Source organism: Verrucomicrobium sp. BvORR034 (assembly GCF_000739635.1).
Classification (GTDB): Bacteria; Verrucomicrobiota; Verrucomicrobiia; order Verrucomicrobiales; family Verrucomicrobiaceae; genus Verrucomicrobium.
This window is the reverse complement of record NZ_BATQ01000152.1, coordinates 1-25,642: the sequence shown is the minus strand read 5'-3', so window position 1 is coordinate 25,642 and position 25,642 is coordinate 1. Positions and strand designations below refer to the sequence as shown.

Below are 25,642 nucleotides of genomic sequence, written 5' to 3'. Positions count from 1 at the left end.
TCCTCCCGGAGAGAGGCCTTCGTTTGACATGCAAAGAATGAAGCACTTTGAGCGTGCGCGTCACTTTATTCTGGCCGTGCCCAAGGGTGGCTCTATGATTCATCCACAAGATGCAATCGCTGTTTCTTGAGCCCGCAAGATCTGGAAAACTCGCAAAATGTGCGGTTTGCTTCATCCTGGCTTTGCTGACCTCCTCCTTGTTGGCCCTCGGCATCGCTGGTGCTGCGGTATGGTTGCCAGTGCCAGACAAGCTTAAGGTACCAATCGCACTGCTGCCATTTGCGCTGTGGGCATGCTGGCTATTGCAAGGAGCATTTAAATCCGTGCAACTTCTGAAACACGCGACATCCTTGGACGCCTCGGCCAAAGAGTTTCAATCGATTCAATACGCATCGATCCTCCTGTTCCTGTTTTCCGCTGTATGCTACTCGCGGGGCCTCTTCAGCGACGTCGGTCAATGGACGATCACGATCCAGATCTTTTTGCTGCTCTTCTACGTTGTCTTTTTTGTTTTCGGATTACTCGCTCGAGTCAAGCTTTCGACCTCGAGCTGGATCAACTTTGCGTTACTTCTTGCGTCGCTATTCCTGTCAATCAAGGGCGTAGCGAGAGACATGGTGTCCCAGTGAATCGATCTGATTTTTCTCCACCGCCACCACGAGTTTCTCACGCCATTGCGCAATACCGCCTCCGGCTCCAGCGTTCTCATCTGCCAACAATCTTCCCAGATGTTCCGTCGTCTTTTTTCGCGCTTTCTTAATCGTGATGCTCCATCGCCCGTGAATCCGGAAGCGGGTGGTGATGATTTCGAGTTGCCCCCGCAATTCCCACGAGTCAGGGGTGTTTATCAATTGACGAAGGAGTGGCAGGTCACGCTGCCGGGCGAGTTTGCCTTGCGATTTGAGCAGGGGGAGTTCGGAACAGATCTGGTTCTCTGGCGCAAGGGCATCACTTGCTGGACCACAGTGTACACGATGAAGGCTGGGGAAACGCCCGCGTCGACTTTGGAGTGGATCAGGCGGGACGCTCCGGAAGCGGCGGCAGTGGAGACTTTTCTCACCCCGGATTCGAGTCCCATCCGGTACGCGTACCTGCTCCATGAGACAGAAGAAGATGCCCCAGAGCGCTGGGCCCTCTATAGCTTTGCGTTTGGGCAGAGTGGCCACATCATGATGTCGATTTACTTCGACGATAAAGACGACATCGAGCTGGCCAAGGAGATATGGGCAAGCCTCACTGAGGAAGCCACTTCCTGATTGGAAGTGGCAAACCGCAGGCCACTTTTGCCTTGCCGCAACAAGCCATGTTGAGTCCATCCATCGTCACCGTCGCCGATGCCTACTGGGCCTCTCATCTGGGCTGCCCTGGTGACCAGCTGTTTGCCGAGCCACTGAACATTATCACCCATGGGGAGGAGCTCTCCGACTATCGGGGAGCCTTTGCCTTGTTCCGGAATGAGGCGGCGATCGCCTCGGTCCCTCCGACCTGTGTGGACAAACTCAAAGTGCTGCTGTCGCCGGTGCTCTCCGGTTGTTCTCCTGAAAGCTTTGCTACAGCGCTGGCCCCCGTTGCTTCGATGGTCATTGGTCCCGCCTACATCGGCTATGCAGAGGCAGTGACTCCACCGGAGCATCCCGCACGAAACCTCCTCCCTGACGACGCATCAGCCCTTGATGCCTTGCAGCAAGCTTGTGATCCCACCGAGTGGGAGCACGGAGGCAGTTATCGCACCCTCGAGTCAAACGTGGGTTCCATCCGTATTGCCGAAGCCCTCGGCTTCCTGCAATATGCGACGTCCATGGCGGTCCGGTTGAAGTGAAATGTTTGCCGATGCTTGCGATCTCGCATTCTCTGTTCTTGATGCGCGGCTCTTGACGTTTGCGCCCCTCGATAGCACCCTTTTTCTATGGCTGTGGCCACGAGTTCATTCAACATCCTTGAGCGGTTGGTTTACGATGAGGTCAAAGATTCAGAGGCCTCTGCTCCACGACTGTTGGTGCGTCGTCGTTCGATCCCGGTCTCTGAGATGCTGCGGCGGTTTGCCGATTTTGAAGATCGACCAGGCTATCCGGTGAAACTGCTTTTGGAGGCTCGTGATCCAGCTGATTGGAAGTCAATGTTCACGCTGGATGAAAAGGCCAATCGTGTCGAGAGAGAGGTCATTGAGTTGGACTTTGCCACCTACTCCGATTTCAAGAGGGATTCCCAACAGCAGATCGTGTTTGCATTCTCCGCACCCGTTGCCGTGGATGGAGGATCCCTGCTGTATGGAACGTGGACTCGTGGCGCGCTTTGGGCGCGGGGCTTTCTTTGCCTTTATCAAGGCGCCTTCGAGTCCCCCGGAGGATATGAGACTCTGAACATCTGGCAATCATGAAAGCAACTGGAAATCGCTTTGACCCATCTCGGGAGATTTCATCCGCGTTCATCGCCAGAGTTTGTGAAAGGATCAGCACCTGTGGCGAAGTGTTTGTGGTTCTCAGGTATCTTCGGTCAGGCGGGCAGAGGGACTATGTGTTCTGTCGGTCTGAGACAGAATTCCGTGACTTGGTGGAGACGCTTCCCGTCGGGACCGACACGGTTGTCTTTCAGCTCCCGCAGCTTCCCCTAAGAGGGCTCTGCTCACAGTCTCTCATAGATCGTGCCCTCGCTGAGATTCCCGAAGGCGATGAGTACTTGATTACACGTTTGAGATGGCCATCCTCCAATGCGAATGCCGATACGGGTTGGATGGGGGATTCCCATGCTGAACTCGTAGATGACTTGAGGTGCTTGCTCGGTGAAGAGGTGGCTATCGGCGTGTGTCCAGGCTTCAATGGGCCGGACAGCGAGGCCATGATCTCCGCATCGAAGGGAGGGATTGACGGCCCTCGCTAGGTGCCCTCGTTGACTTCTATGCGCTTGCTGGGACCATTTTGACTTGAACTGACGATTGAGAGGTAACGTTGGCCCGAATGGCGCATTGCGTATCCCGCTGTCCCCTCTCGAATGAAAACTCGCGAATTCTCGATGGAGCACCCCCGTGGCTTGCGCATTCATCGCAAGTTGGGTGAGTTCGAAGCCGCGCTGCTGAACGGCGTGGAACGGCATGACATGAAGACCGGGTATGTTTGGTACTACCTGAAAGACGAGGCAACCAATCCAGGCCGGTTGAATGTGGGGCTCTGCTTCTTCAATGGCACATTGAAAATCGTTTCGCTGTCCGTCCGGGATGAGGATCTGGGAACAAGCTGGGACGACTTCTCTGAGGAAACGGAACAGCTCAGAGCGGCGCGAACGGAGGCATGGCTGGCCGAGCATGGGTTCCCGACGGGCGAACATGCCTGGGGCAGCATTTGGGCTGGCTTTGATGCCAAGGGCGGTTATGGTAGTGCTGTTATCCGATACGACTGAAAATCATGAGATCGTGATGACTTCAATCGCATCCTGATATGGTTCCTCAGATGGAAACCTCACTGAATCTGGAAGAAGCAGAAGGAAAAGCCGGGGGGCGAGGGGCGATGTTCCTATGGCTTTTGGTATTGTTGCTGGTGTGGGCCAGCCCGTTTGCCCATATTGGGTGGCAAGTCCGTCAATCCTCAAAAGAGCTGGATGCCTTTGAGGAAGAATTTAAACGGCGGGTCAATCCAGATGAACTGCGGGCGTGGGTCATGACGCAACTCGAGCGGCACCCTCAAGGGGGAACTGTGACCCTCGGGAGATCAGACTGTCCGTCCAGCTTCCCATCACTGCGGCAACATGAACTATGGGTGTTTCTCTCCCGCCTTGAGGAGGCCCATCCACGTCCAGGGGTGCAGGGCGCGTCGCTTTTTTGGAACTATGGGTACTTGGGTATGAAAGTTTCGGTGTACCTGAATGAAGATGGAACTGCGGCAAACGTGGAGTTCATTCAGCTCTGGGCCAAGGGGGTCACTTTTGAGCGGATCTCCAAGTAAGGGGCCTTTCCGTGGGACCTATTGCTCAGCATCGGCTCCAGCAAAGTAGTGCAGAACTTTAGTTCGTCAGTCGAGCAGCCCCAGTCTCCCATTGCTGGTTGCGCTACCAAGGTGCAAATTGAATGGACGCTTTATACTTTGAAGTCATTAACGACGCGCAATCAATCCCCCTGAGATCCCGCAGATTCAAGATTCCCACCTCCAACCTTTCGTATTGATGCAACCCATCGAGTTTCACCATGCCTCCGAAGAAGAAATTGAGAAACTCGCCTCAGCTTTTTGTGACCAGCACGGAGATGAAGCGAACGGCATCATTCCTGATGAAGAGTATGACAAGCTTTTTGGTCACCTGGCTGCCACACTTCGTAAACATGCCACCTTCACCGAAAGCAGTCTGGATGCCGATGCAGCCTTCAGCGGCTATCGCTATGTGGATCAGATCCCTTGGATCACCATCGTTCCTCGGAAGGCGGCCGGTCCATCCGTAGCCTTGGCGGCAGCACTAGAGGCCGTCAGCGCTGCCCATCGTCCGTTGGCAGTTTCGTTCGACTTCGCTTCAGGGGCGTTGCTTGTACTGCCGCCCAATCGCGTTTACACGACCTTCGCCGCCTCTGTACTTGCCCCGATAGTTGAATGTAGTTCCCAACCATCGCACTCATGACGCTCACCAAACTCCAATTGCGGTCGCTGAAAGTCTATTTGGGCTGGCACACTCAGCCACCCACTTTCTGGGTTCTTGCGCGATCAAGCCTTCGATCTTGGTTGGCATTGGCCGTCGTCGCAGGGCTGGGGTATCTGGTCGTAGAATCGGGCTATCCAGAGGCGGGTTGGTTGGTCATTGGCATCATGGGTGGAGCTTTCTTGCGCGACATCGGGCGGTATCGAGTTTTGCTAAAGGTGTGGCCAGCCCACGAAGAAGTTACGAACTGGGCCCGCGTCAAAGAGGTGCTTGAGGAACAGGATGGAGCAACAAAGAGCCAGGGCTAGCCGCAGCACGGGTTTCAAACTTTCGGGCAGGCAAACTTCATTAGCTCTGATGACTACTTCACATGCACGGCTCGAAAGCGTCCTTCGCGAACCGGACCCTGCTCATGCGGTATTCGCACTGGCACGCAGCTTTCGTGATGAAGGGATGACTCAGCTTGAGCTCTATCGCTTGTTCGACTCGTTTCGCGCTCTTCATGAAAACGACAAAGATGAAAGGCTGTATGACGCGATCCTGGACACCATGGATAGCATCTTGGGATGGTGCAGTCCCAGTAATCGTCTCTATGAGACGGACCTGCCGGCTGACGACGTTTGAATGCGGTCTCCGAGCACTGCTGCCAGGCCCTCCGCCGACATGTTGTTTGAAAACCTGGTCGACGCAGTCGAAACAAAAACAAGTCATCCCTAAGCATGCCCCGCCTTTGCATCATCGCTGACACCCACGGCAAGCACAGGGATCTGACCATCCCGGAGTGCGACTTGCTGATTCATTGCGGAGATTTCTGCAACATAGGCCAGCAAGAACAAGAAACGTTCGAAGACGTCGACGCCTGGTTTGCCGAAATTCCCGCAGGTCAGATCATTTGTATCGGTGGGAATCACGATGCCCTGCTGCAATACCGGGAGTTTCGCTTTTCTCAGGCCATCTACCTTGAGGATGGCGGTGTAGAGGTGGGTGGACTGAAGGTCTATGGATCGCCTTGGTGTCCTGATCTTGCAGGATTTGCCTTTTACTCTGAAGAGCAGGACCTGATGAGAAGATGGAGGCAGATCCCGGAAGGCATTGACCTCTTGGTGACGCACACGCCTCCGTTTGGAGTGTTGGATGTAGCGAGCTCAGGGGATATCCATCTTGGCTGTCCGCACTTGCGGAGGGAGCTGGAGCGCATTCGTCCGCAGATTCATGCGTTCGGCCACGTGCACGCCAGCAGCGGCGTTTTGACGAAAGGCGGTATCCATTTTGTGAATGCTGCCGTTGTGGGCGGTCCTGGCGGCGAGGTCAGGAACAAGCCTGTGAGTGTTGATGTTGTGTGAGGCGGCAATGATTGCAGGAGGAACAGGATTGGCTCTGCAGTTATGGAAGCGTGCGCCGTCACGAGCCGGCGGTGGAGATTGAATTAGTAGCTGCGTTCGTGAGAACGCGGTCAGGATGGGTGAGAGGGTGGCGCGAGGTGAATCAAATCGCCGGGTCGCTCGGGCGGTTCCACATTCGAACAAATGCACCCACAACATGCCTGCTTGTCACCTCTGTTCCGTCTTGCTAGGGTAGTCAGCAAATTGCTGAGACCCAACCGTGCAACGTACAAAACGATGAAATACCCCTTCCTGTTCTTCTCTCTCTCCCTCTTCTGCACACTGCTCTATGCCTCCTCGGCTCAGGCTCAGCAAATCGACACGCGACGCCACATCGAAGTGGACGCGATCGCCAAGATTGCTGCGGATGTGGACCGGGCTTCCTGGCAGATCAAAGTCAGGGGAGAAGCCGCTTCGCTGGCTGAGGCATCGAAGATGCTTGATACTGCCACGGCCTCACTGCGTGACCGGCTTGCGAAGAACGGGTTTAAGGAAAATGCTCTGCGCCTTAGCGGTATTGCCTCCGGAAAGGACTACGATACCACTCGCGAGGGGCGGGTCTTCAAAGGGTTCTACGCTGAGCGGGCCGCGATCGTGGAAATTGGCGATTTATCCAGGCGGCAGGCTCTGGAAACGGCGCTGCTTGAAGATGATCATATTGAGATCGTAAGGGTGGAGCTGCGCACCTCAAAACACGAGGAGCTCAGGAAGCAGGCCTTGCTGGCTGCAGTGGCTGCCGCAAAAGAGAAGGCTGACGCTCTGGCGAAAGAGGCCGGGGTGCAGATTGGCACGCTACTGTCTTTGCGTGAGGGGGCTGTCAACAATGGCTGGGTGACGCTGACCGAGAACCGGATTGTGCAGCCCTTCTTTGGTCAAAACAACGCGGCGGAGTTTGAGAAGCTGGAGTATTCCGCGACCGTTACCGTCAAATACGAGCTCAAATGACCCCGCGGGCCTTTTGGGGACACAGCCGGTGGGGAGGGCTACCGCGAGTTGCCAAAGTGGTCGCCCTCTTCATCAACCTAATCTAACTTCGCTCAATACCCTTATGAGCATTCTTCGTGAGATCTTCCTGTTGCTGAGGAACACCCTGCTGGTGACGGCGCTGGCGTACTTTGGCCTCGCGATGGGATCTGCGATTGGCGTGCCATCGTGGTTGCTGGGCCTCTGCTTTGTTCCTGCAGTCGTGCTGTTTCACTGGCTGTCATCGGATGCTCGTCCTCAGTGGCGGGAGACACTGGGATTTGCCGGCATTTTCACGGTCCTGGTCACGATGCTTGGCGTGACTCTTCCGTTGGTGCCTGAACCTTATCGTGATGCCGTTTTTCTTTTGTTGGTTCTGGTGTTTCCCGTCGACAATGTGGTTCGAAGACTTGGAAACGCGTTTCAGGGACGCTCGTTAAATACGACGCCCAGAGGTCAGACTGGGAGGTGATTCTCTCGGCATTCCCATCACTTTCCGCTACATGAGCTACCCCGTTCCCACCCATAGCACTCCGTTAGGATGTCTCGTCGGTTTCGTGGCCCTTTTCCCGGCCGTGATCTCGGTGCTCGGGTGGTGTGGGCTGTATCAGTGGTCTCAATTGCCGACCAAGGCACAGGTCATCGACAAGAACTTCTGGGCTCTTCTCGCGGCCGCTGTCTTGGGGCCTCCCCTCGCGGCCATCCTCATGAAAGTCGCAAAACGCATCCTGAAGGCGACAGATTTTCGTGGGTACAATCCCAGCGATTCGCGTGAGCCGACGATCAAGTTTTAGTTCGGAGCGCTATTCTGATATACCTCCCGCAGTTGTATCCCATGAAACCCAATCCAAGATCTGTGTTTGGCAAAGTCCGCTTCGTCGCGTTTGGCGAGGACTACAAGGTGCGCGTGGTGAGGGTGGGTGGAGATCTCAGTGTGCGAAGGGTCAGCCTGGGGGCTTTTAGCCCTGGCCTGTGGGAGGAGGTGAAAGTGGGGGAGGACTTCAAGATTCGTATCGTGAAGATGGGTGAGGATTTCACCGTCCGCTATGTGAGGCTGGGCGAGGGCTGACTGCATCCATCAATGCATCATGAAACGCTGTGAAATGGAAGCCTTGGCCGCCTCATTGTGCGACTATCTGTGTTCGAGGAATCACGACATCACAGGCTGGTGGGGCATCGGGCGGCTTTGTGAGATCGCTGAACGGAAGAGGAAGCCTGCCTTCAGCTTCAAAGTGCGGCCGGGTGAAGTTCTCTGGATCTGCGGCTACGAGGTCTCCGGTTCGCGGAGGATAACGGACAGGCTGGTGAAGCATGGCCTGAACTCCATCGAAGGGAGGATCTCATTTCTCTCTGCAGGTCGCTATGGCAACGGGCTCAAGAGGTTCTATTGCACTGTTGCCATCGCTGTCACTCAGGATGGGAGGACCGGACTTGCGATGCGTCATGTCGAGTGCTGGCCGCACGACTCCTTTCATGAGTCGCGCCGGGGAGGGGAAGCGACGTAGCGTGAATGCAGCGAATCGCGCTGCTCTTTCAGCCCGCCGGGAACTTCAAGCTACGACACGCCGACCAAACGGGATCGGTACCGTAAGCCGATTGACACACTACTCCGACACGAAGTTCCCGGCGGGCAAAGGCGGGGTGCAAACTTCAAACTTCAAACTTCAAATACGAAACTTCAAAAATCAAATCAGCACCAAGAACCAGGAACTCTCAAGCCGCCTTCCCCGTGAGAGGCACCACCTCTTGGTGCTTTCCTAAAACCCAGCCGCTCGCGCGATAGGTCTTCAGGAGACGGGCGGAGTCCTCTGCGCGGGCGAACCACGCCACTTTGGTGAGGGCATCGGCCAGCATGGCGGTGGGGGCCGCGACGGTGACGCTGCGGCTGCCGGGATTGGCGCGGCGGGTGTGGGGATGGATGAGCGGGGCCACCCAGGCACCTTCGGGCATCTTCTTGCGGCTGAAGTAGCTGCCCGTCGTGGCCAGGGCACCGTCCTTGAGCTGGATGGCGTGGTGGGAGGTGCCGGGCTCTGAGGGATCGCGCAGGTTCACCAGTTGCGACTTGGCACCAAACACCCGCAGATCGCCGCCTGCATTCACTATGCCGCTTAGGCCGCCGATACCGCGGAGGATGTCCACAGCCTTGTCCACGGCGAAGCCTTTGGCGATGCCGCCCACGTCCACATAGGCCCCGCCATAGAGACGGGCCTGGTGATTGTCATAGAGCTTGATGATGCCAAAACGGCACAGCGGCGGCACCTTGGTGCCCTGCCCGGGCAGATAGCCCAGATGCAGCAGGGAGCCGGCAATGCACACGTCGAAGAGCCCTGCCGTATCGCTCTTCAGATTCTCTGCACAGCGCAGGACCTCGATGGTCCAGGGATGCAGCGGTACGGGGCGACCGCGACCATCGGTGTTCAGGCGGGAGATGTCGCTGTGCGGATCGTGAAAGCTCATCAGCTTGTGCACGCGCTCGATCTCTGTGAAGGCGGCGCCAGCCAGGGTGTGCAGCGTTTTTTCATCCCGCTTGCCCTCCAGCGTGATCTCCACCAGCGTCCCAAGCAGGGGGCGGGCGCGTTTGATGCGATTGTACTCCGGCATGACAGTGGGAGAAGTTGGCAGGGAAGACGGGCCTCAGCACACGGTGAACGCGGTGGCTGGCAGAGGAGAGGGGTTCGAGAAAGCAACCGCATGGGTGTGCAGCAGGCGGCGCATGCCGGCGGTGATGCTGCTGCAGGAGAAGGTGGCACCGCTCAGGTGGCGGATATCTCCCCCCACCGTGAGATCAGAGTCCACCGTGGCTCCCACGAACTGCTTGCGCCAGGAGGCGTTGCGCACCTGCTGGCCGTAGGCCTCGCGGTACTTCATCACCTCGATCTGCTTCACCTGCCCGCTGGAGGCGATGCCGCAGGCATAGGTGATCTCCTCATGCTTGCCCGTTACGGTATCGAGGAAAAACACCCCTCCGCCCGCCGTGCGCCAGGCGCGGACGTGGCGGTCCTTCACCTTCACCCCGGAGGCATGCTCCACCTGACGCTTCTGGCGCTCGGTGAGGGTGACGGAAGACTCCGTGAGCGTCTCCCCGGGAAAGATCAGCCTCTGGGCCTGTTCCAGGCTCAGGAACACCTCGGCATGGCAGACCAACGGGGCCACGGGCAGGCTGGCGACGCTGGCGATAAAGCGGACGGTCATGACGGGAAAGGGGACCCTCGGACCCCGAGGTAGGTGGAATGCAGTTATTGAGACAAGATCGCAAGAGTAGTGCATGAAATTGATGCAGAGGTCAACCATTATCTGCGAACAAGTCTCAATAACCGCTTTTGATTGCGGTTGTACCTGGAATTTCCCCTCGTGCGGCGCTGCCGGGCAACATTTCCAGCATCCAAGCGCAACCTTTCCACGCAAAAAGTTGTGTGACCGCGCCAACCCTGCTAACGATGCCTCTCGCCACTTACGGCGGCGTGGTCACGAGGCGTGACTGGGCCGGGTGGCCTGCCAGCGGGGACCGGGATGTCCCCTTGTTTAAGTGTCCCATGGATCAGGAATCGGATGAAAACCTCATGCTACGTGTTGCCGCGCGGGATCAAGCCGCGTTCGGAGCACTGTACGACCGGTTTTCCGGCTCTCTTCACGCGCTGGTGAGGCGCATATTGGAGGACGATCAGGAGGCGGTGGAAGTACTACAGGAGGGGTTCCTCTACCTGTGGGAGCACGCGCCGTCCTACGACCCCACCCGCAGCAAGGCCTTCACTTGGTCCGTCGTGATCTTCCGCCACAAGGCCATCGACCGCCTGCGCGCGCTGCGCCGTCGCACCCGGGTAGCGGACAAGGCGGCAGAACTGCTGCCTCCTCTGGATGACACCGCGGAACGTTCCGACCATGCCGCGGACCGGCAGGAGCGCGCCGACCTGGTGCGTCAGGCACTGCTGGCCCTGCCTGAGGACCAGCGCAAATGCATCGAATGGGCCTTCCTTAAAGGCTACACCCATCATCAATTGTCAGAACTCTTCGGAGCCCCTCTGGGCACAGTGAAAACGCACATCCGCCGCGGCCTGGTACGGCTGCGCGACTTGCTGAAAGGAGGTCTGTCATGACAGATCGTCAGGAAGAACAGGCCGCCATGTACTCGCTGCATGTGCTGGACGAGCATGAGAAGCGCATTCTGCGCAGCGAGATGAAGGTGGACGCCCGCCTCCGCGAGGCTGTGGCCGAGTTTGAGGAAACTGCCGCCGAAATCGCCCAACTGCTGCCTGAAGACGCCCCTCCGCCGGAGCTGCGTGCGCGCCTCCTTGCGGAGATCCGCCGCTCGAAGCGCTCCAACATCGTCACTGGTGTCATCTTTGGGCTCATTCGCAGTCCGTGGGTCGCCTGGGCTGCCGCAGCGGGACTGGCCTTCGGCGCCTTCCGCCTGTGGGAGGAGAAGCAGCAGATCGCCGCCCAGATTCCGGCTCTCCAGGCCAGTGAAGTACGGGCCAAGGCGGAGACTCAACTGGCCGAGCAGGCCAAGACTGAGCTTCAGCAAAAACTTGCTGCTGCCACTTCCGACACCACCGCTCTCACAGCTGAGGTGTCCCGGCTCAAGCAGGCCAATGCCGTCTCCAGCATGGAGATCGCGACGCTCCGCTCTGGCATGAAGCGCTACGAAGAAGGCGTGGCCGTGGTGGTGTGGGACAGCAATGCCCAGCAGGGGCAGTTGAAAATGGACAAGATGCCGCCTGTGCAGCCCAACAAGGATTACCAGCTTTGGGTCATCGACAAGGGCAAGACCAAGCCGGTGGACGCCGGAGTGGTGAAGGTGAACGACCGCGGTCGCGCCACCATCACCTTCAAGCCAGCGCAGCCCATCACCGACGCCTCCCGCTTCGCCGTGAGTGTGGAGAAGGAAGGCGGCGTCCCGGAAGGGGAAGGCAGCATCATCATGATTAGCCCGTAGCGGGCCGGAGGCCCGGCAGCCAGTAATTCAGTGCGTCAGTGGGCAGTGGGTCAAGGTGTTGGGGCTGGAGTCGTACGTTGTGCGCATTCCAGCTTCCGAGTGCGCTGATCGACCCCGTAGTGTCTGAGTCGTCAGCGTCAGCAAAAGGAGCGAGGGATATTCCTGTCCCGGTCTCTGGTCGTCCTATCTCGCGTAGTCGAGCCTTTCCGCCCTGCCAGCACCAACGGAGAGGGTTGGAGTTCCGCGTTTACGCGGTCACGCCCGCGAGATCCATGATGCGTTTGAGTGAGGCGACGTCCAAAGGATCTTCCGCAAGCTGTTAGACACACAACGACCCATCCAGCCCCAACACCTTGACGCACTGCCCACTGACGCACTGACGTACTGGCCCAGACGCACTGACCTACTGGCTGCCAAGCTTCCGCTTCAGCAGATAGTATAGTGTCTCCAGCCTCCCGACCTCGGCACCGGCGTTTGCCGCGCGGCGGAGGGGTTCGCCCCAGATGGCGTCGAGTTCGACTTCGCGGCCTTCTTCAAAGTCGATGAGGCTGCTGGTGCGGTAGCCGCCCATGCCTTTGGTGGATTTGATCATGTCGTCCGCCAGGGAGGAGGGGATCTCGCCGCCCAATTTACGTGCGGCTCCGATGACTTCGTGCATAAGCGCGCGGACCAGGTAGGTGAGGGAGTCATCCGCCAGGATCTGGGCGGTATCCAGTCCGGTGCGTCCTTCTCCGCCAACGATCGAAAGGCCGTTGAAGGGGATGTTCCACACCAGCTTGCGCCAGCGGGCGGTGGACAGGCTCTCCTCCACGTTGCAGACGATGCCGCAGCGTTTGAACTCGGACGCGATCTCATGCGTGCGGGGCTGGGGCCAGCCGGAGTGTTCGCCCAGGGCGATCAGGCCCTGCGCGAGATGCTCGATCACGCCCGGGCCTGTGCGGTTGATGCACACATGGCACAGGCCGCCCAGCACCCGTTCCGCTCCGTAGCGCTCGGCCAGCAGTTCCTCATTGCCCAGGCCGTTTTGCAGCGTGAGCAGCATGGTATTCTCATGCAGCAGTGGCGGGATGATGTCGTGCAGGGCCTCGTTGGAGGTGGTCTTGAGCGCGATGATGACCAGATCACACGGGCCGATGTCTGCGGCGGTGCGGTGGACCTTCACTCCCTGCAGATGGGCGTCGCCCTGCTTGCTCAGGATCTTCAGACCATGGCGCTTCACGTGGTCATAGTCGCTGCGCATAAGGAAGTGCACGTCCCGCCCGTACTGGGCCAGACGCCCGCCGTAGTAGCAGCCGACCGCCCCGCTTCCCACAATGGCGATGCGGTAGTCGGGCAGGTGATGATTGAGAAGAGCCATGAGAGATAGAGGAAAGGAGCAAGAAGGGAGTATGCGACGACCCATCAAGGCATGAAGCCGTCATTTTGCCTACGCCTCAAGCGGTTCCCACGTTGCACCTGCGCTGGGGCGTGGCATGATCCTGCGTAAATGTCGGAGCCACCCCGCCGCCGTCGACGCAATCCTGTACCCGAACACCGCTGGTTCGATGAGGACGAGGAGCAGGATGTCGTTGCGCCACGCCGTCGTGGGCCCGACCGCGATCAGGATCGGGAGCGGAATCGCGCTCGCGATGAGGAAGGCGATGGCGACCCGCCTCGCGAGCGGGGACGGCCCCGGAAGGACACCTCGCCATCCGGCAATGAGCCGCGCCCGGAGAGCCAGACCGGCTGGGGCCCGCCATCGAAGTTGACCTGGGTGCTCTTTGGCCTGCTGGCCACCGTGCTGGGGGTCTTTGCCTATCTTCGGGATGAAGCTCCGCCGTTCGACAGCGATGTCATGCCCGGGCCGGCGGAAGGCAGCCCGCCCTCGGACATGGCGGCTGTGCGCCGCATGAAGGCCATGCTCTCTGCCGCGCAGTCCGTGCGCCGGGAGGGCCTGCCGCAGACTCCCGTGTGGCAGTGGGACACGCCGACCCTTTCCGCCCTGCTGGAGCAACATAGCGCCGTGTTGGATAATTTCCGCGATCTCCTGGAGGAGAAGGATCTGGAGTGGCAGCCTCGCTCCACGGAGTGGAAAAAGGCCGACTTCGGTGCGGATCGTGCCTGGCCTGCCGTGGTGCTCATGAAGCAGGTGGAAAGCGCTTACCTCTCCCGCCGCGGGCAGGAGGAGGCGTCGTTCCTTGCCGCTATCGACATGGCCGTGCTTGGCGGGCTGCTGGAGCAGCTCGATGCCTGGCCCTCCCTCATGGACCGCTCCCTGGCGTTCCACGAGGCTTCAACCGCTTCCCTAGCCGAGCTCCTGCGCAACACCCAGCTCGATGCGGGCCGGCTCAAGCGGCTGCAGGAGGTGGAGTTCAAGCCCTTCATGCCCTCCATGGAGCGGTTGCGCGCCGCCATGAAAGGCTTCTATGCGTATGAGCGGAAGCTCCTCATCGGCCCGGCGCAGGATGAGCCCCCGCTGCCCCCATACTACCTGCCTGCACGCACCGGCTGGGTCTTTTTCAAACCTCACGCCACGCTCCGCCAGTTCGCAGACAGCTTCCGCGAACTCCAGAAGGAGCCCGTCCTGGCCGCCTATGCGCGGGGTGGCAAGATGTCCTCCCGCCTGGAGCACCGTCAGCCCACCCGGCGCCCGCTCTTTGACCCCAACTGGTCCGGCACGGAGTACTACCAGTCCCGCATTGGGTTCTATGAAACGCTGCCCGATCGCGTGCACCTGGCCCGCTTCCGTCATGATGCGGTGATGACCCTCTTTGCCATCCGCCGCTATGTCATCACCGAGGCCCGCCTGCCCGCCACCCTGGACGCGCTGAAGGGCGGCTACATCGACTCTGTGGGCATCGATCCCTACACTGGGGAATCTCTCCGCTACAACCCCGAGAAAGGCTGCCTCTACTCCATCGGTAGTGATTACCGAGACGAGGGCGGCAAACCCGGCCCCGTCGCATTCGCTGATGCCGCAGAGCCCACCGTCGCCATCGGCATCGGCATGGCCCGTGCGGGATGAGTCCGGTAAATCAGTAATTCGGTAAAACGGTAATTCAGTGGCTCGGTGGAGTGCGTCAGTGCGTCAGTGCGTCAGTGCGTCAGTGCGTCAGTGCGTCAGTGCGTCAGTGCGTCAGTGCGTCAGTGCGTCAGTGCGTCAGTGCGTCAGTGCGTCAGTATTGCGTGTTATTTCATGAACCCGGAGGGTTCGCCATGCATAGCCATGGGTCGGTCGAGCGGAGCGAGGACTACCCATGGAATGGGGTAGGGACGACTTCTACCGCGGAGCGGTAGGCCCATGGCGTGCTGTCACTCCCCGCCTCCAACCCCGCCCCTGAAACCCTCCAATGGCCCACTGGTTTGCTGAATTACTGATTCACTGAACTACCGATCCTCTGGATCGCCGTCCGTCCGCCCACATGCCTCGCCGTTTCCGCCGCCATCTCACTGGCCAGGCGGGCGCAACGTTGCGCGGGCCACTGCTGCATCCACCCATGCAAAAAGGCTCCGTGATAGACATCACCGCAGCCCGTGGTGTCCACCACGTCCGCGACCTGCACGGCGGGTTCATGAAACGATGCCTCCCCGCGTGGCCAGACCCAAGAGCCCTTCACGCCATCGGTAATCACCAGCAGCTCCGGGTCATCCTCGCGCAGTATCTCCGCGGCGGACTCCAGGCTGCTCGCCCCGGTGAAGGCGCAGGCAAACTCCCGCGCCAAAATACGCAGCCCGCTGCCCTGTACCAGATCCCGAATGGACTCGCGATATCTCCCGGCTCCGCCGTCGAAGGACACGGGTACTCCGGCCTCCTTCGCCCAGGCCAGCGCCTGACGCGCAGCGTTCTCGTGGCGACCGTTGAGGTGCACCAGGCCCACCTTGCCAAAGGATTTGCTTAGGATCACCTCAGCATCCGGTTCGGGGCAATTCGCAGGGTGGAAAAAGATGTGACGGGCCCCATCGCGCTGCCGCACCAGGATGTGCGCCAGCGCGGAGCGCGCGCCCGGATAGATGGCGATCGACTCGGTTCGCACTCCCAACATACGCAGCTCTTCCAGGATCGCCCGTCCGGTGGCGTCGTCCCCCTGCGTGTCCAGCAGACGTGCGGGCGTGCCCAGGGCGGCCATCACACACAGGGCTGTGGCCACCGGCCCGCCACCCTGTTCATGCAGTTCCAGGGCCTGGGTAACCCCGTCACCCGCAGGAAACTCAGGAACCACTACAAAACGGTCCCATGTCGCGGCTCCGATCCCGAGCACCTCAAGTGGCGGTTCGGCCGGGTCCGTCCCATGAGGGGAAGTGTGAAACATGCGGGGAACTTAAGTCGAAAAGTGAAAAATGATAGCCAGCCGGAAATAGAGCCGTAGCCCTCAATTCTCGGTTGTCATCCTACTTCACCTCTCCCAAACTCCGCGCCCATGAGTCAAAGTCCTGCATTAACGTCAGATAACACCCCATGGTGGAAGGGCCTTACGAGCTACCACTGGTTCGTCTTCGCCATGGCATCCCTTGCCTGGATGTTCGACTGCCTTGACCAGCAGCTCTTCATTCTCGCCCGTGGATCGGCGATGAAAACCCTGCTGCCTGAGGGGTATGACGCCAGCCTTTACGGTGGCTATGCGACATCCATCTTCGTGGCAGGTTGGGCAACAGGGGGCCTGATCTTCGGTTCCGTGGGCGATCGCATTGGCCGCGCCAAGACGCTGACAATCACGGTGCTCATGTACTCCGTTTTTACCGGTCTCTCGGCCTTGTCCAAAGGCTGGATTGATTTTGCCATCTACCGTTTTATCACGGGTCTCGGAGTAGGCGGCGTCTTCGGCCTTGCTGTGGCTCTCACCGCTGACGCCCTTCCTGACCACGCCCGTGCGGGTGCTCTCGGCACGCTGCAGGCGCTCTCCGCCGTGGGCAACGTCGCTGCAGGTCTCATTAGCATGTGGGTGGGCGGCCTGGTGGAATCTAAGGCCATCAGTCCTGATTTCTCCTGGAAGTTGATGTTCCTTGTCGGGGCTGCGCCAGCTTTCCTGGTGGTGTTCATTCAGCTGAAACTGAAGGAGCCTGAAAAGTGGGTTAAGGCCCGTGAAGCTGGCCGCGTGGCCGGGGTGGCCTTCGGGTCGTATAGTTCTCTCTTTGGCGTCGCTCGCTGGCGTCGGTCCGCCCTCCTGGGCATGGTGCTCTGCGTCGCTGGTGTGATCGGTCTTTGGGGCATCGGGTTCTTCAGCCCGGAACTGGTCGGCGGGGTGATCGAGAAGTCCCTGGTTGAGGCCAATGTGCCGGCCAATGAGATCGCCGGTGCCAAGGCTCGCTGGATTGGGATCAACTCCATTGTCCAGAACATCGGGGCATTTATCGGCATGATCCTCATGACGAAGCTGGCGCAGAAGATGGGACGCAAGCCCGCCTTCGCCATCGCCTTTGTGGCAGCCTTGCTGGCCACCGTGGGCTTCTTCCAGTTCTTCGGCGGCAAAGGTGACGTGTGGATGAGTGCCATCATGGGTGGGTGCCAGCTCGCGCTGTTTGCCGGCTTCGCCATTTATCTCCCGGAACTCTTCCCCACCCGTCTGCGTAGCACTGGCGTCAGCTTCTGTTACAACGTGGGTCGTTTCGTGGCGGCGAGTGGTCCTTTCACGCTGGGTGCCCTTCAGGCGCACCTCAAGGCCGGGGCGACCACGACGGAAGCGAAGTTGGATGCCTTCCGCAACGCGGCAACCTACATGAGCGGCATCTTCCTCCTCGGATTGATCGTGCTGCTGTTCCTTCCCGAGACCAAAGGCAAGCCTTTGCCGGAAGATGCCTAGTACTTATTCCAGTATCTGGATCTCAAGGGAGAAGGTCTCACGGCCTTCTCCCTTTTCTTTTTTTGCAATCCACCGGGTGATCACACTCGCAGAACGTGGCTGAACACGCTAGCCTGCCACCATGACTGCCCAAGAACTTGCCGCCTCCGCCCAGAGCGATCCAGCTCCGGCGGATGATCTCTCTGAAGAGGCCAAGGCCCTCTGGTACACCAAGAAAGGTGACTGGCACGAGGCCCACGAGATCGCGCAGGACATCCATACTCCCATGGGCTCATGGATCCATGCGCTCCTGCACCTCATTGAGGGAGACATCGGCAATGCCGGCTACTGGTATGCCAAGGCCCGCAAGCCCACGAAACGTCCGGCGGAAATCGATGCCGAGTGGAACACCATTGCGCGGGAGGTGCTGGGGTCATGAGCAACGACGAAGTTTCCCCTCCACCGATGCCGCAGTCTCCCTCCGGCGGTCCGCCGCCTCTGCCCGGGCACGTGCCGATGAAGGCGCGCTGGATCACCTGGGTGATGGTCTCGGTGTTGCTGCCGGGGCTGCCTTGGCTCTTTGCCGAGGATGACAAGGATGGCTCCATCCACTTTGCGCTTCTTGCCATTGCGCTCCTCTCCCAGTTGGCCGCCTCCATCTGGGTGGCGGTGGGCCTGGCGCGGAACCGGGGCGGCAGCGGCGGCGCGGCGGTCGGCTTCTCCATTGTCTTTATGCTCGCCAGCGTAGCCATCGGTACCGCCGTCTGGTTTGTTGCCTGCATCGGCTTCCTCTCCACGCAGAACTGGCATTAGTCCGCCGGTCGCACCCTCTCCCTATCCCCCCATGTCTTCCCGGACGCCTGCGGGCGCGAGCACCCTGCTCAAACAAACCACCTCCCGGTGCCCGGTCTGCGGGGCCAAGTGCCCTGCCCGTGTGGTGAAGCGGGGCGGTCAGGTGCACATGGAGCGCACCTGCGCGCTGCACGGTGAATTCAGCGCCTGCCTGGCCAGTGATGAGCGCTTCTACTGGCTGGCCCAGGGCAGCGATGAAAACCGGGGTGGTGCCTGCTGCTCCGGCGGAGGCTGCTGCTCGGCAGAGGGGGCTCCCGCGGGCACGCTGGGGCGCAATGCCTCCGGCCGGGAGGAAGGCCCCTTTGAGGTGCTCTCCACCTGCCTGGCCCTGATCGAGATTGTTAACTCCTGCAACCTCGCGTGCCCCACCTGCTATGCGGACTCGCCGATCGGTACGGGCATGAAGGTAGATGCGGTGCCGCTGGAAGAGATCCAGGCCCGCGTGCAGGGCGTGGTGGATCGCAAGGGGGGCATCGAGATCCTCCAACTCAGCGGCGGGGAGCCCACGTTGCACCCGCAGCTCTTTGAACTCTGCGCCTGGCTCAAGGCGCACCCCAAGATCGACTTCACGCTGATCAACACCAACGGCGTGCTCCTGGCGAAGGACCCGGACTTTGCGAAGCAGCTCAACGCGGCCTTTCAGGGCACCGGCGTGCAGCTCTACCTCCAGTTTGACGGCGTGCAGAGCGCCGGGCAGAAGGCCCTGCGCGGCGGGGACCTGCGCGCCATGCGGGAGCAGGCCCTGGCCAACTGTGCCGCGGCGGATCTCCCGGTGACGCTTGCCATGGCCGTGACGCCGGACAACCTGCCCAACCTTTGGGACGCCGTCAGCTACGGTCTGGGCCAGACCTCCGTCCACGGCATCACGTTTCAGCCCGTGTTCGAGAGCGGTCGCGGATTCGCCGCCTCGGCCCGCGGGCATACGACGGGCGTTCCAGACTCGCCTTTCCTGAAGACGGTACGGTCCAAGACGGACCGGCTCAACACGGCGGACATCCTCCTTAACGTTGTCGCCCAGTCAGGCGGGAAACTCAAGTTCGAGGACTTTACGCCACTGCCGTGTGGCGACCCTAATTGCGCCACCATCGGCTACCTCATTCGTCAGGGCGTCAACGTCTGGCCCGTGAGCCAGTTTCTGGATTTTACCCAACTCCAGGGCTTCCTGCAGGACAAGATGCACTACACCCTGGACGACCTGGCGAAATGCGGATGCGACAACACCGAGCTGGGCGAACTCCTGAAGCTCATGGAGCGCACCCGCAGCATGGCCTTCCGCATCATGGTGAAGCCCTTCATGGATGCCTGGACCTGGGATGAGGACCGCATCGACCGCTGCTGCACCCATGTCATCCGCCCGGATGGGAAGCTGGATTCGTTTTGCCGGTATTACTCGGGTTTCCCGGATGCCAAGCCGGCACCGTGAGGCCCGCTGCGCGGGAGACAAAAGACTTCAAGACGCAAGACGCAAGACCTGAGACGGGGAGAGGGGTGGGAGTTGAATCGATGAAGGACCTTCACCGTCCCGCATGCGGGACGGAACTCCAACCCTCCCCGTTTCGCCAGCAGGGTTGGAGTTCCGCCTCTAGGCGGTCAGGACACAAGGACCCAGTGCGTTTCTCTCACGACCGTCCTCAGTGTTGGAGTACCGACTTCAGTCGGCTCACGGTCCGCACTATCCCGTGTTGTCGTGACGTCGGATCATTGTCACCGGGTGGTGTTGGAAATAACTAAACACCGCCAATGTTCATAAAATGATCATTTGGCGGTTCTAATTCATCACATTCTCCTCCCAAGATTCTCGCTGTCACGCCCGTAGATCGTAAATGAAACGGCGCACACTCATGTCATTGGCCTTGGGGGCAGCGGCTCTGCCGGCGGCGGAGCCGGACGCGGACTTCTTCATCGAAGGCTATGCGGGAAAGGTGAGCGTGACCCAGGGGGAGGAGGTGCCGCTGCACATCACCACCAGCGAGCCCGCCTGTGAGATCGAAGTGGCCCGGCTCGGTGCCAAGCGCGAGGTGGTGTGGCAGAAGTCCGGCGTGGTGGGGAGTCGGCAAACCGTGCCGGAGGATGCCCCCTCCAAAGGATGCCGCTGGGCGGAGACGGTGCGCGTGCCGGTGGGGGCGGACTGGAAGTCTGGCTACTATGAGGTCCGCTTGAAGATCGCGGATGCAGGGGGCAAGTGGACCCTGCGCAACCGCCGCACTGCAGAGGCCTCTGCGTTCTTCATCGTGCGGCAGGCCCGCCCCGGCAGCACTTCCAAAATTCTGCTGCAGCTGGCCACCAACACCTACAACGCGTACAACAACTGGGGTGGCTTCAGCATCTATGCCTACAACAGCCTCTCCAACAACGCAGGCCATCGGGTGAGTTTCCAGCGACCGGCCGCCTCGCAGTACTCCCGCTGGGAGTTGCCCTTTGTGCAGTGGGCGGAGGCCAACGGCTATGTGTTGGAGTTCGCCGCCAACAATGACCTGGAGTTTCATCCCGAGATCCTCGCCAACTATCACATGGTGCTGAGCGTGGGCCATGACGAGTACTGGTCCACCCCGATGCGGGATCAACTGGAGGCATGGATCGGGAAGGGGGGCAATGTGGCCTTCTTCAGCGGGAACACTTGCTGCTGGCAGGTGCGCAATGAGGACGGCGGCGATGCCTTCACCTGCTGGAAGCAGAATTATCACCTCGATCCTGTCTTCGCCACGCGCGAGTACAAGACGCTCAGCACGCTGTGGAGTCATCATCTGGTGCAGCGCCCGGAGAATCAACTCACCGGGGTGGGCTTTCTCTGGGGCGGTTACCGGCGCAGCCATGGCCAGTTCATGGAGGAGCCTGCGGCCTACAAGGTGCACCGCCCGGACCACTGGATCTTTGCCGGTACCGGACTGCGTCGGGATGACGATCTGGGCGGCAAGGACACCATTGTGGGCTACGAATGTGATGGCTGTGAACTGGAGTGGAGGGAGGGGCTGCCCCAACCCACCAGCCGCGATGGCACGCCCAAGGAATTTGAGGTGCTGGCCACCTGCCCAGTGCGCTGGCATCCTGATGATGCAGAGTGGTATGAGCGGTGGGAGAAGGGGCGCATCGGTGCTGCCTGCATGGGGCTCTACACGCGCGGTGGCACCGTCTTCACTGCTGGCACCACGGACTGGGCGCATGGCCTGCAGGGCGGGGATGCTGCGGTGCAGCGCATCACACGGAACATCCTGGACCGCCTCTCGCAGAAAGTGGGTTAAACATCTCGTGGGCCGTGAAACACCTCGTTGCTCTCTTCATCTCTGGACTGGGTTTCGCCATGCCTGCGGTCGCCCTCACTCCAGAGCAGGCGGCCAAGATCGCCCCGCTGCCTGAGTCGGCGAAACAGGGCGGCCTGCTCTTTGCCGATCTCAATGACGATGGTCATGAGGATCTCATCGTCTCAAATCCCCGGCAGTATGGTGTTTACCTCTATAACCCGGTGGAGAAGAAGAATGTGCAGTGGAGCCGGGGCTGGACGGAAGTGCTGCGCGAAGGTGTGGCGGGGGACCCGTACAGCGTGCCCTTGCTGATAGATAGTGCTGGGAAGGCCACGGGGCTGGTGCTTGATGCGGGTGATTTGAAAAGTGCGGAGGGCAAGGTGCTCATGACCCGCCAGGAACTGCTGCGCGTGCCGGGGCCGCCGCCGCTGTCTGCCGAAGAATCGCTCAAGAAGCTCCAGCTACGTGCTGGCTACACGGTGTCCCTCGCGGCGAAGGAGCCTCTCGTGCAGGACCCGGTCTTTGTGGACTGGGATGAAAAAGGGCGTATGTGGGTGGTGGAGATGGGCGACTATCCCTTTGCCCCCGGGGAAAAGACTACCGACGGCCGAGGGGGTGGGGGCAAGGTGTCGCCCTTGCAATCTGGCCGCATCAAGATCCTGGAGGACACGGACGGCGACCATGTGTATGACCGGGCGACGGTCTTCCTGGACGGACTGCGTCATCCCACGGGTCTGGCCTTCTGGAATAGCGGCGTCTTCATCTCCGCCATTCCAGAGATAGTGTATGCCCGGGACAAGGACGGCGACGGCAAGTGTGATCAGCTCGAACCGTGGTTCAAGGGTTTCACAGCAGGCAATCCACAGCATCTCGTAAATGGCTTCGCCTGGGGGCTGGATGGCTGGCTCTATGGGGCCAACGGCGATAGCGGCGGTGAGGTCACCAGTGTGAAGACGGGCCGCAAGGTCAGCCTGGGCACCTATGACTTCCGCTTCCATCCGGACACTGGCGAGTTCCGGCTGGAAACGGGTCGCTCCCAGTATGGCAAGTGGCGGGACGACTATGGCAACTGGTTCGGCAACAACAACAGCACGCTGGGCTGGCACTATCACATCCCCATGAGCTACATGGAGGCGCATCCAGACAAGGTGCCTGCGTCCATTCGCACCGTCCTCAATCCGGATGTGAAGGTCTTCACCATCAGCCCGCCGGTGAAGCGATTCAACCACGCAGGTGCCACCCATGTGCTCACCGCTGCGTGTTCGCCCATGCCGTGGAACGACGGTACGTATGACGCCCTGCTCATCTGTGAGCCGGCCAACAATCTCATCCGTCGGGACGTGTTGGACTACGCGGCGTTTCCGCTTGCCAGCCGCCGCCATCCTGATGATGCGGAGTCAGAGTTTCTCGCCAGCAAGGACAACTGGTTCCGCCCCACGCAGGTGCGGGAAGGGCCGGATGGCGCGCTTTATGTGGTGGACATGTATCGGATGGTCCTGGAGCATCCCGAGTGGATCCCGGCCGGCATTACACGAGGCATTGACTTGCGGGCGGGCGAGGAACTCGGGCGCATCTACCGCATCAGCGGTCCCACCGTGAAGCCGGGCGCGCCTGCGCGGGCTCTGGAGCCGCAGGCCGCCATGCGCTCCAGCATTCGCTGGCAGCGGGATGCTGCGCAGCGGCGGCTGTTGGAGAAGCGGGATTTGGGAGCTCTGCCATGGTTAAAGGAAATCGCCCAAGACGAAACGCTGCCTCTGCCTTCCCGTTTGCAGGCTGCGTGGACGGCCGCCCTGCTCGACGAATCGCAAAGAGCCGCGTTGATCAGCCTTCTGGAGGTTTCGCACCCCAGGGTGCGTGGTGTCGCCCGCGTGGCTGCAGGCAGTCAGAACATCCATCCCGATGAACTGGCCGTCTGGTTCCCGGCCAGGGTTGCTCCAGGTGCTGCTTCCTCGAACCTGCCCGTCCTGACTCGCAGCAATCCTGATCGTGCCAGGGTGGTGAAGGAGTATCTGGCGAAGGTTGCCGGGCTGGAGGGCAATGTCGACCGTGGTGAAAAGGTCTATCAGAAAGCCTGCATCGCCTGCCACCAGCTCGGCCATGCCGGTGTGGAAGTGGGACCGAATCTCGCCACCGTGGCCGCCAAGCCCGTGGAGCAGCTCATGGAGGCCATCCTGGATCCCAATCGGGCGGTGGAGCATCGCAATGCAACCACCCGGGTCACCAAGAAGGACGGCAGCATCCTGGCGGGGCTCATTGCTGCCGAGACCCCCGGCGCGATCAGCCTGCGTCTGCCCGGCGGCGTGGATCTGCCTGTGCTGAGAAGTGAGATTGGTTCGATGAAGACCTTGCCGATTTCACTCATGCCAGATGGCCTGGAGAGCATCATCTCACCTCAAGACATGGCGGATTTGCTGGCGCGGTTGCGGAAGATGTGAGCGGGGGCCGGGAGCGAGCAGGGTGGACGTCATGGAGGTGTTGCCGGTGATTGGCAGGAAGAAGGCGAAACCGGCTTCAACACCTGATGATCAATCGCGTGCGTACCCAAGGTAGCCTCGCTCGAAGCTCGGCAACCTTGGGCTGTGTTACATATCCCCTTCAGGGATAAGCATCTCTTGTGAGTGGAGGTTGTCATCCAAAGATGCTGGGGAGCGCACGCATCCTGCGTGCTGTTTCCGGCATCCCGCCGGGAATGTCAGTTAGCGCGTTGCCACAGAAATCGAATCCACCCACCCATCAACTCCCGCCACAGGAAAGGTAGAGGAGCCGTCCCGGCTCTTGCGCCCAGCATGTGAGTGACCGATTGAATCTCACCATCCTGTTGATCTGCCTGCCGACCCAATTGCTTTCGTGGGTCCTTGATCGGTTGCTCCCACCGCAACCAAGAGCCGAGACGGCTTTTCTACCTTTCTTCTGGCATGCGCTCCCCGCGGAAAATTCCCAAGACACATCCGACGGATGCACGATCATTCACCTGCATCGCACCCGCTCGCGCTCCCCATTCCTAATTTTTAAGCCCCGTGCATTGGTCCGACTCCCTCAGTGCCTCCCCTCCCTATCGCTGGATGCTTCTCGGGGCGCTGGCGCTGAGTGCGACGTACTGGTGGATCCGCTCCAGGAAAAATCCGGCGATGCTGCCGGTGTACATCGGTGCCTTGGGCGGCGCGTTTCTGGGCGCGAAGGTGTTGTATCTGTTGGCAGAGGGCTGGCTGGATTGGGGCATGGCGGACCGGTGGTTTCGTCTGGCAACAGGCAAGACGGTGGTGGGCGGTCTTTTGGGCGGTTACGTCGGGGTGGAGTTCATGAAGTGGGCCATTGGCTACCGGAAGTCCACGGGCGATGCCTTTGCCTTGATCGCGCCGCTGGGGATCGCCCTGGGGCGGGTGGGGTGTGTGCTCCAGGGCTGTTGCCTGGGGCTGCCCACCACGAACCGCCTGCTGGCCATGCGTGATCCCGAGGGCGTGCCCCGCTGGCCCTCCGCTCCGGTGGAGCTGGCGTTTCAACTGGTCATGTTTGGCGTGCTTATGGTGCTGCGGAAGAGGCCTGCATGGCAGGGGCGGCTCTTTTTTCTGTACCTGCTCTGCTACGGCGTGTTCCGCTTCCTGCATGAGTGGATGCGGGCCACCCCCAAGCTGGCCGGGGTGATCAGCGTCTATCAAATCGCCGCCCTCGTGATGGCCGGGCTGGGGGCGTACATGCTGCATCGCAGAAAAAAGTTGGCGCCGGTGTAACGTTGGCGGTGTAATGCCTCAGTAAGAGGTAGAGCCCGCTGTCATGAACCCGACCTCCTCTGCCCATCCCTCCACCCCGTGTCCCCGGTGCGGGAGCGCCGTTACGGCCGAGGCTCCTGGCGGGCTGTGCCCGGCCTGCCTCATGGCGGGGGTGATGGAGACGGAGCCGCTGCCC

Annotated in this window: 27 protein-coding genes; 23 read left to right on the top strand and 4 right to left on the bottom strand. The window is 60.3% G+C overall.

Annotated elements, in window-relative coordinates:
- Positions 1-110: 110 nt before the first annotated feature.
- From BV034_RS27045 to BV034_RS26970, 13 genes are all read left to right on the top strand, one after another.
- The gene (locus tag BV034_RS27045; protein WP_050030075.1) at positions 111-629 is read left to right on the top strand and encodes a hypothetical protein; all 519 of its coding nucleotides are present in this window, start codon (positions 111-113) and stop codon (positions 627-629) included.
- A gap of 99 nt (positions 630-728) precedes the next feature.
- Positions 729-1,256 (top strand): hypothetical protein, encoded by a 528-nt coding sequence (locus tag BV034_RS27040; RefSeq protein ID WP_265593527.1) that lies wholly within the window; start codon positions 729-731, stop codon positions 1,254-1,256.
- Between the two features lie 47 nt (positions 1,257-1,303).
- Positions 1,304-1,819 (top strand): hypothetical protein, encoded by a 516-nt coding sequence (locus BV034_RS27035; RefSeq protein WP_050030073.1) that lies wholly within the window; start codon positions 1,304-1,306, stop codon positions 1,817-1,819.
- 87 nt (positions 1,820-1,906) lie between these two features.
- Complete coding sequence (locus tag BV034_RS27030; protein WP_050030072.1) at positions 1,907-2,377, top strand: hypothetical protein; 471 nt, start codon at positions 1,907-1,909, stop codon at positions 2,375-2,377.
- Between the two features lie 611 nt (positions 2,378-2,988).
- Entirely contained in the window at positions 2,989-3,393 is a 405-nt protein-coding gene (locus BV034_RS27020; RefSeq protein ID WP_050030070.1) for a hypothetical protein, read from the top strand.
- Between the two features lie 759 nt (positions 3,394-4,152).
- Positions 4,153-4,596 (top strand): hypothetical protein, encoded by a 444-nt coding sequence (locus BV034_RS27010; RefSeq protein WP_050030068.1) that lies wholly within the window; start codon positions 4,153-4,155, stop codon positions 4,594-4,596.
- Positions 4,597-4,971: 375 nt separating this feature from the next.
- The gene (locus BV034_RS27000; RefSeq protein ID WP_050030066.1) at positions 4,972-5,238 is read left to right on the top strand and encodes a hypothetical protein; all 267 of its coding nucleotides are present in this window, start codon (positions 4,972-4,974) and stop codon (positions 5,236-5,238) included.
- A gap of 95 nt (positions 5,239-5,333) precedes the next feature.
- Positions 5,334-5,957, top strand: coding sequence for a metallophosphatase domain-containing protein (locus BV034_RS26995; protein ID WP_050030065.1), 624 nt, complete (start codon positions 5,334-5,336; stop codon positions 5,955-5,957).
- A 204-nt stretch (positions 5,958-6,161) separates the two neighbouring features.
- A complete protein-coding gene (locus BV034_RS26990; protein WP_265593526.1) occupies positions 6,162-6,941 on the top strand; it encodes an SIMPL domain-containing protein in 780 nt (259 codons plus the stop codon).
- 103 nt (positions 6,942-7,044) lie between these two features.
- A complete protein-coding gene (locus BV034_RS26985; protein WP_050030063.1) occupies positions 7,045-7,431 on the top strand; it encodes a hypothetical protein in 387 nt (128 codons plus the stop codon).
- Positions 7,432-7,462: 31 nt separating this feature from the next.
- Positions 7,463-7,753 carry a hypothetical protein gene (locus tag BV034_RS26980; protein ID WP_050030062.1) on the top strand — a complete coding sequence of 97 codons (291 nt, stop codon included), beginning with the start codon at positions 7,463-7,465 and terminating at the stop codon, positions 7,751-7,753.
- 41 nt (positions 7,754-7,794) lie between these two features.
- Positions 7,795-8,028, top strand: a complete 234-nt coding sequence (locus tag BV034_RS26975; protein ID WP_050030061.1) for a hypothetical protein — start codon at positions 7,795-7,797, stop codon at positions 8,026-8,028.
- Between the two features lie 19 nt (positions 8,029-8,047).
- A complete protein-coding gene (locus BV034_RS26970; protein WP_265593525.1) occupies positions 8,048-8,464 on the top strand; it encodes a hypothetical protein in 417 nt (138 codons plus the stop codon).
- Between the two features lie 208 nt (positions 8,465-8,672).
- On the opposite strand, the gene BV034_RS26965 is transcribed toward BV034_RS26970, so the two are convergent.
- On the bottom strand, positions 8,673-9,560 hold the full coding sequence (locus BV034_RS26965) for an FAD:protein FMN transferase (protein ID WP_050030059.1): 888 nt from the start codon (positions 9,558-9,560) through the stop codon (positions 8,673-8,675).
- A gap of 33 nt (positions 9,561-9,593) precedes the next feature.
- The gene (locus tag BV034_RS26960; RefSeq protein WP_050030058.1) at positions 9,594-10,151 is read right to left on the bottom strand and encodes an FMN-binding protein; all 558 of its coding nucleotides are present in this window, start codon (positions 10,149-10,151) and stop codon (positions 9,594-9,596) included.
- 245 nt (positions 10,152-10,396) lie between these two features.
- Between BV034_RS26960 and BV034_RS26955 the strand changes: the two genes are divergently transcribed.
- Positions 10,397-11,053, top strand: a complete 657-nt coding sequence (locus BV034_RS26955; RefSeq protein WP_081888147.1) for a sigma-70 family RNA polymerase sigma factor — start codon at positions 10,397-10,399, stop codon at positions 11,051-11,053.
- Positions 11,050-11,892 carry an anti-sigma factor gene (locus BV034_RS26950; RefSeq protein WP_050030056.1) on the top strand — a complete coding sequence of 281 codons (843 nt, stop codon included), beginning with the start codon at positions 11,050-11,052 and terminating at the stop codon, positions 11,890-11,892. The genes BV034_RS26955 and BV034_RS26950 overlap by 4 nt, the downstream gene beginning before the upstream one ends.
- A 403-nt stretch (positions 11,893-12,295) precedes the next feature.
- Here BV034_RS26950 and BV034_RS26945 read toward each other — a convergent pair whose 3' ends face one another.
- Complete coding sequence (locus BV034_RS26945) at positions 12,296-13,249, bottom strand: 2-dehydropantoate 2-reductase (RefSeq protein WP_050030055.1); 954 nt, start codon at positions 13,247-13,249, stop codon at positions 12,296-12,298.
- Positions 13,250-13,378: 129 nt separating this feature from the next.
- Between BV034_RS26945 and BV034_RS26940 the strand changes: the two genes are divergently transcribed.
- The gene (locus BV034_RS26940) at positions 13,379-14,896 is read left to right on the top strand and encodes a hypothetical protein (protein WP_050030054.1); all 1,518 of its coding nucleotides are present in this window, start codon (positions 13,379-13,381) and stop codon (positions 14,894-14,896) included.
- A 346-nt stretch (positions 14,897-15,242) separates the two neighbouring features.
- Here the strand turns inward: BV034_RS26940 and BV034_RS26935 are convergent, their stop codons facing one another.
- Positions 15,243-16,181, bottom strand: coding sequence for a PfkB family carbohydrate kinase (locus tag BV034_RS26935; protein WP_050030053.1), 939 nt, complete (start codon positions 16,179-16,181; stop codon positions 15,243-15,245).
- A gap of 189 nt (positions 16,182-16,370) precedes the next feature.
- On the opposite strand from BV034_RS26935, the gene BV034_RS26930 reads away from it, so the two are divergent.
- From BV034_RS26930 to BV034_RS26900, 7 genes are all read left to right on the top strand, one after another.
- On the top strand, positions 16,371-17,669 hold the full coding sequence (locus BV034_RS26930; RefSeq protein ID WP_265593524.1) for an MFS transporter: 1,299 nt from the start codon (positions 16,371-16,373) through the stop codon (positions 17,667-17,669).
- Between the two features lie 121 nt (positions 17,670-17,790).
- Positions 17,791-18,087 (top strand): hypothetical protein, encoded by a 297-nt coding sequence (locus BV034_RS26925; RefSeq protein ID WP_050030051.1) that lies wholly within the window; start codon positions 17,791-17,793, stop codon positions 18,085-18,087.
- Positions 18,084-18,461 (top strand): hypothetical protein, encoded by a 378-nt coding sequence (locus tag BV034_RS26920; RefSeq protein ID WP_265593523.1) that lies wholly within the window; start codon positions 18,084-18,086, stop codon positions 18,459-18,461. The genes BV034_RS26925 and BV034_RS26920 overlap by 4 nt, the downstream gene beginning before the upstream one ends.
- Positions 18,462-18,492: 31 nt before the next feature.
- Positions 18,493-19,923, top strand: coding sequence for a radical SAM protein (locus BV034_RS26915; RefSeq protein WP_050030049.1), 1,431 nt, complete (start codon positions 18,493-18,495; stop codon positions 19,921-19,923).
- Positions 19,924-20,341: 418 nt separating this feature from the next.
- On the top strand, positions 20,342-21,739 hold the full coding sequence (locus tag BV034_RS26910; protein WP_050030089.1) for a N,N-dimethylformamidase beta subunit family domain-containing protein: 1,398 nt from the start codon (positions 20,342-20,344) through the stop codon (positions 21,737-21,739).
- 14 nt (positions 21,740-21,753) lie between these two features.
- Positions 21,754-24,174: a PVC-type heme-binding CxxCH protein gene (locus BV034_RS26905; RefSeq protein WP_050030048.1), complete on the top strand. Its 2,421-nt coding sequence runs from the start codon at positions 21,754-21,756 to the stop codon at positions 24,172-24,174.
- Between the two features lie 582 nt (positions 24,175-24,756).
- Positions 24,757-25,467 (top strand): prolipoprotein diacylglyceryl transferase family protein, encoded by a 711-nt coding sequence (locus tag BV034_RS26900; RefSeq protein WP_265593522.1) that lies wholly within the window; start codon positions 24,757-24,759, stop codon positions 25,465-25,467.
- Positions 25,468-25,642: the final 175 nt, after the last annotated feature.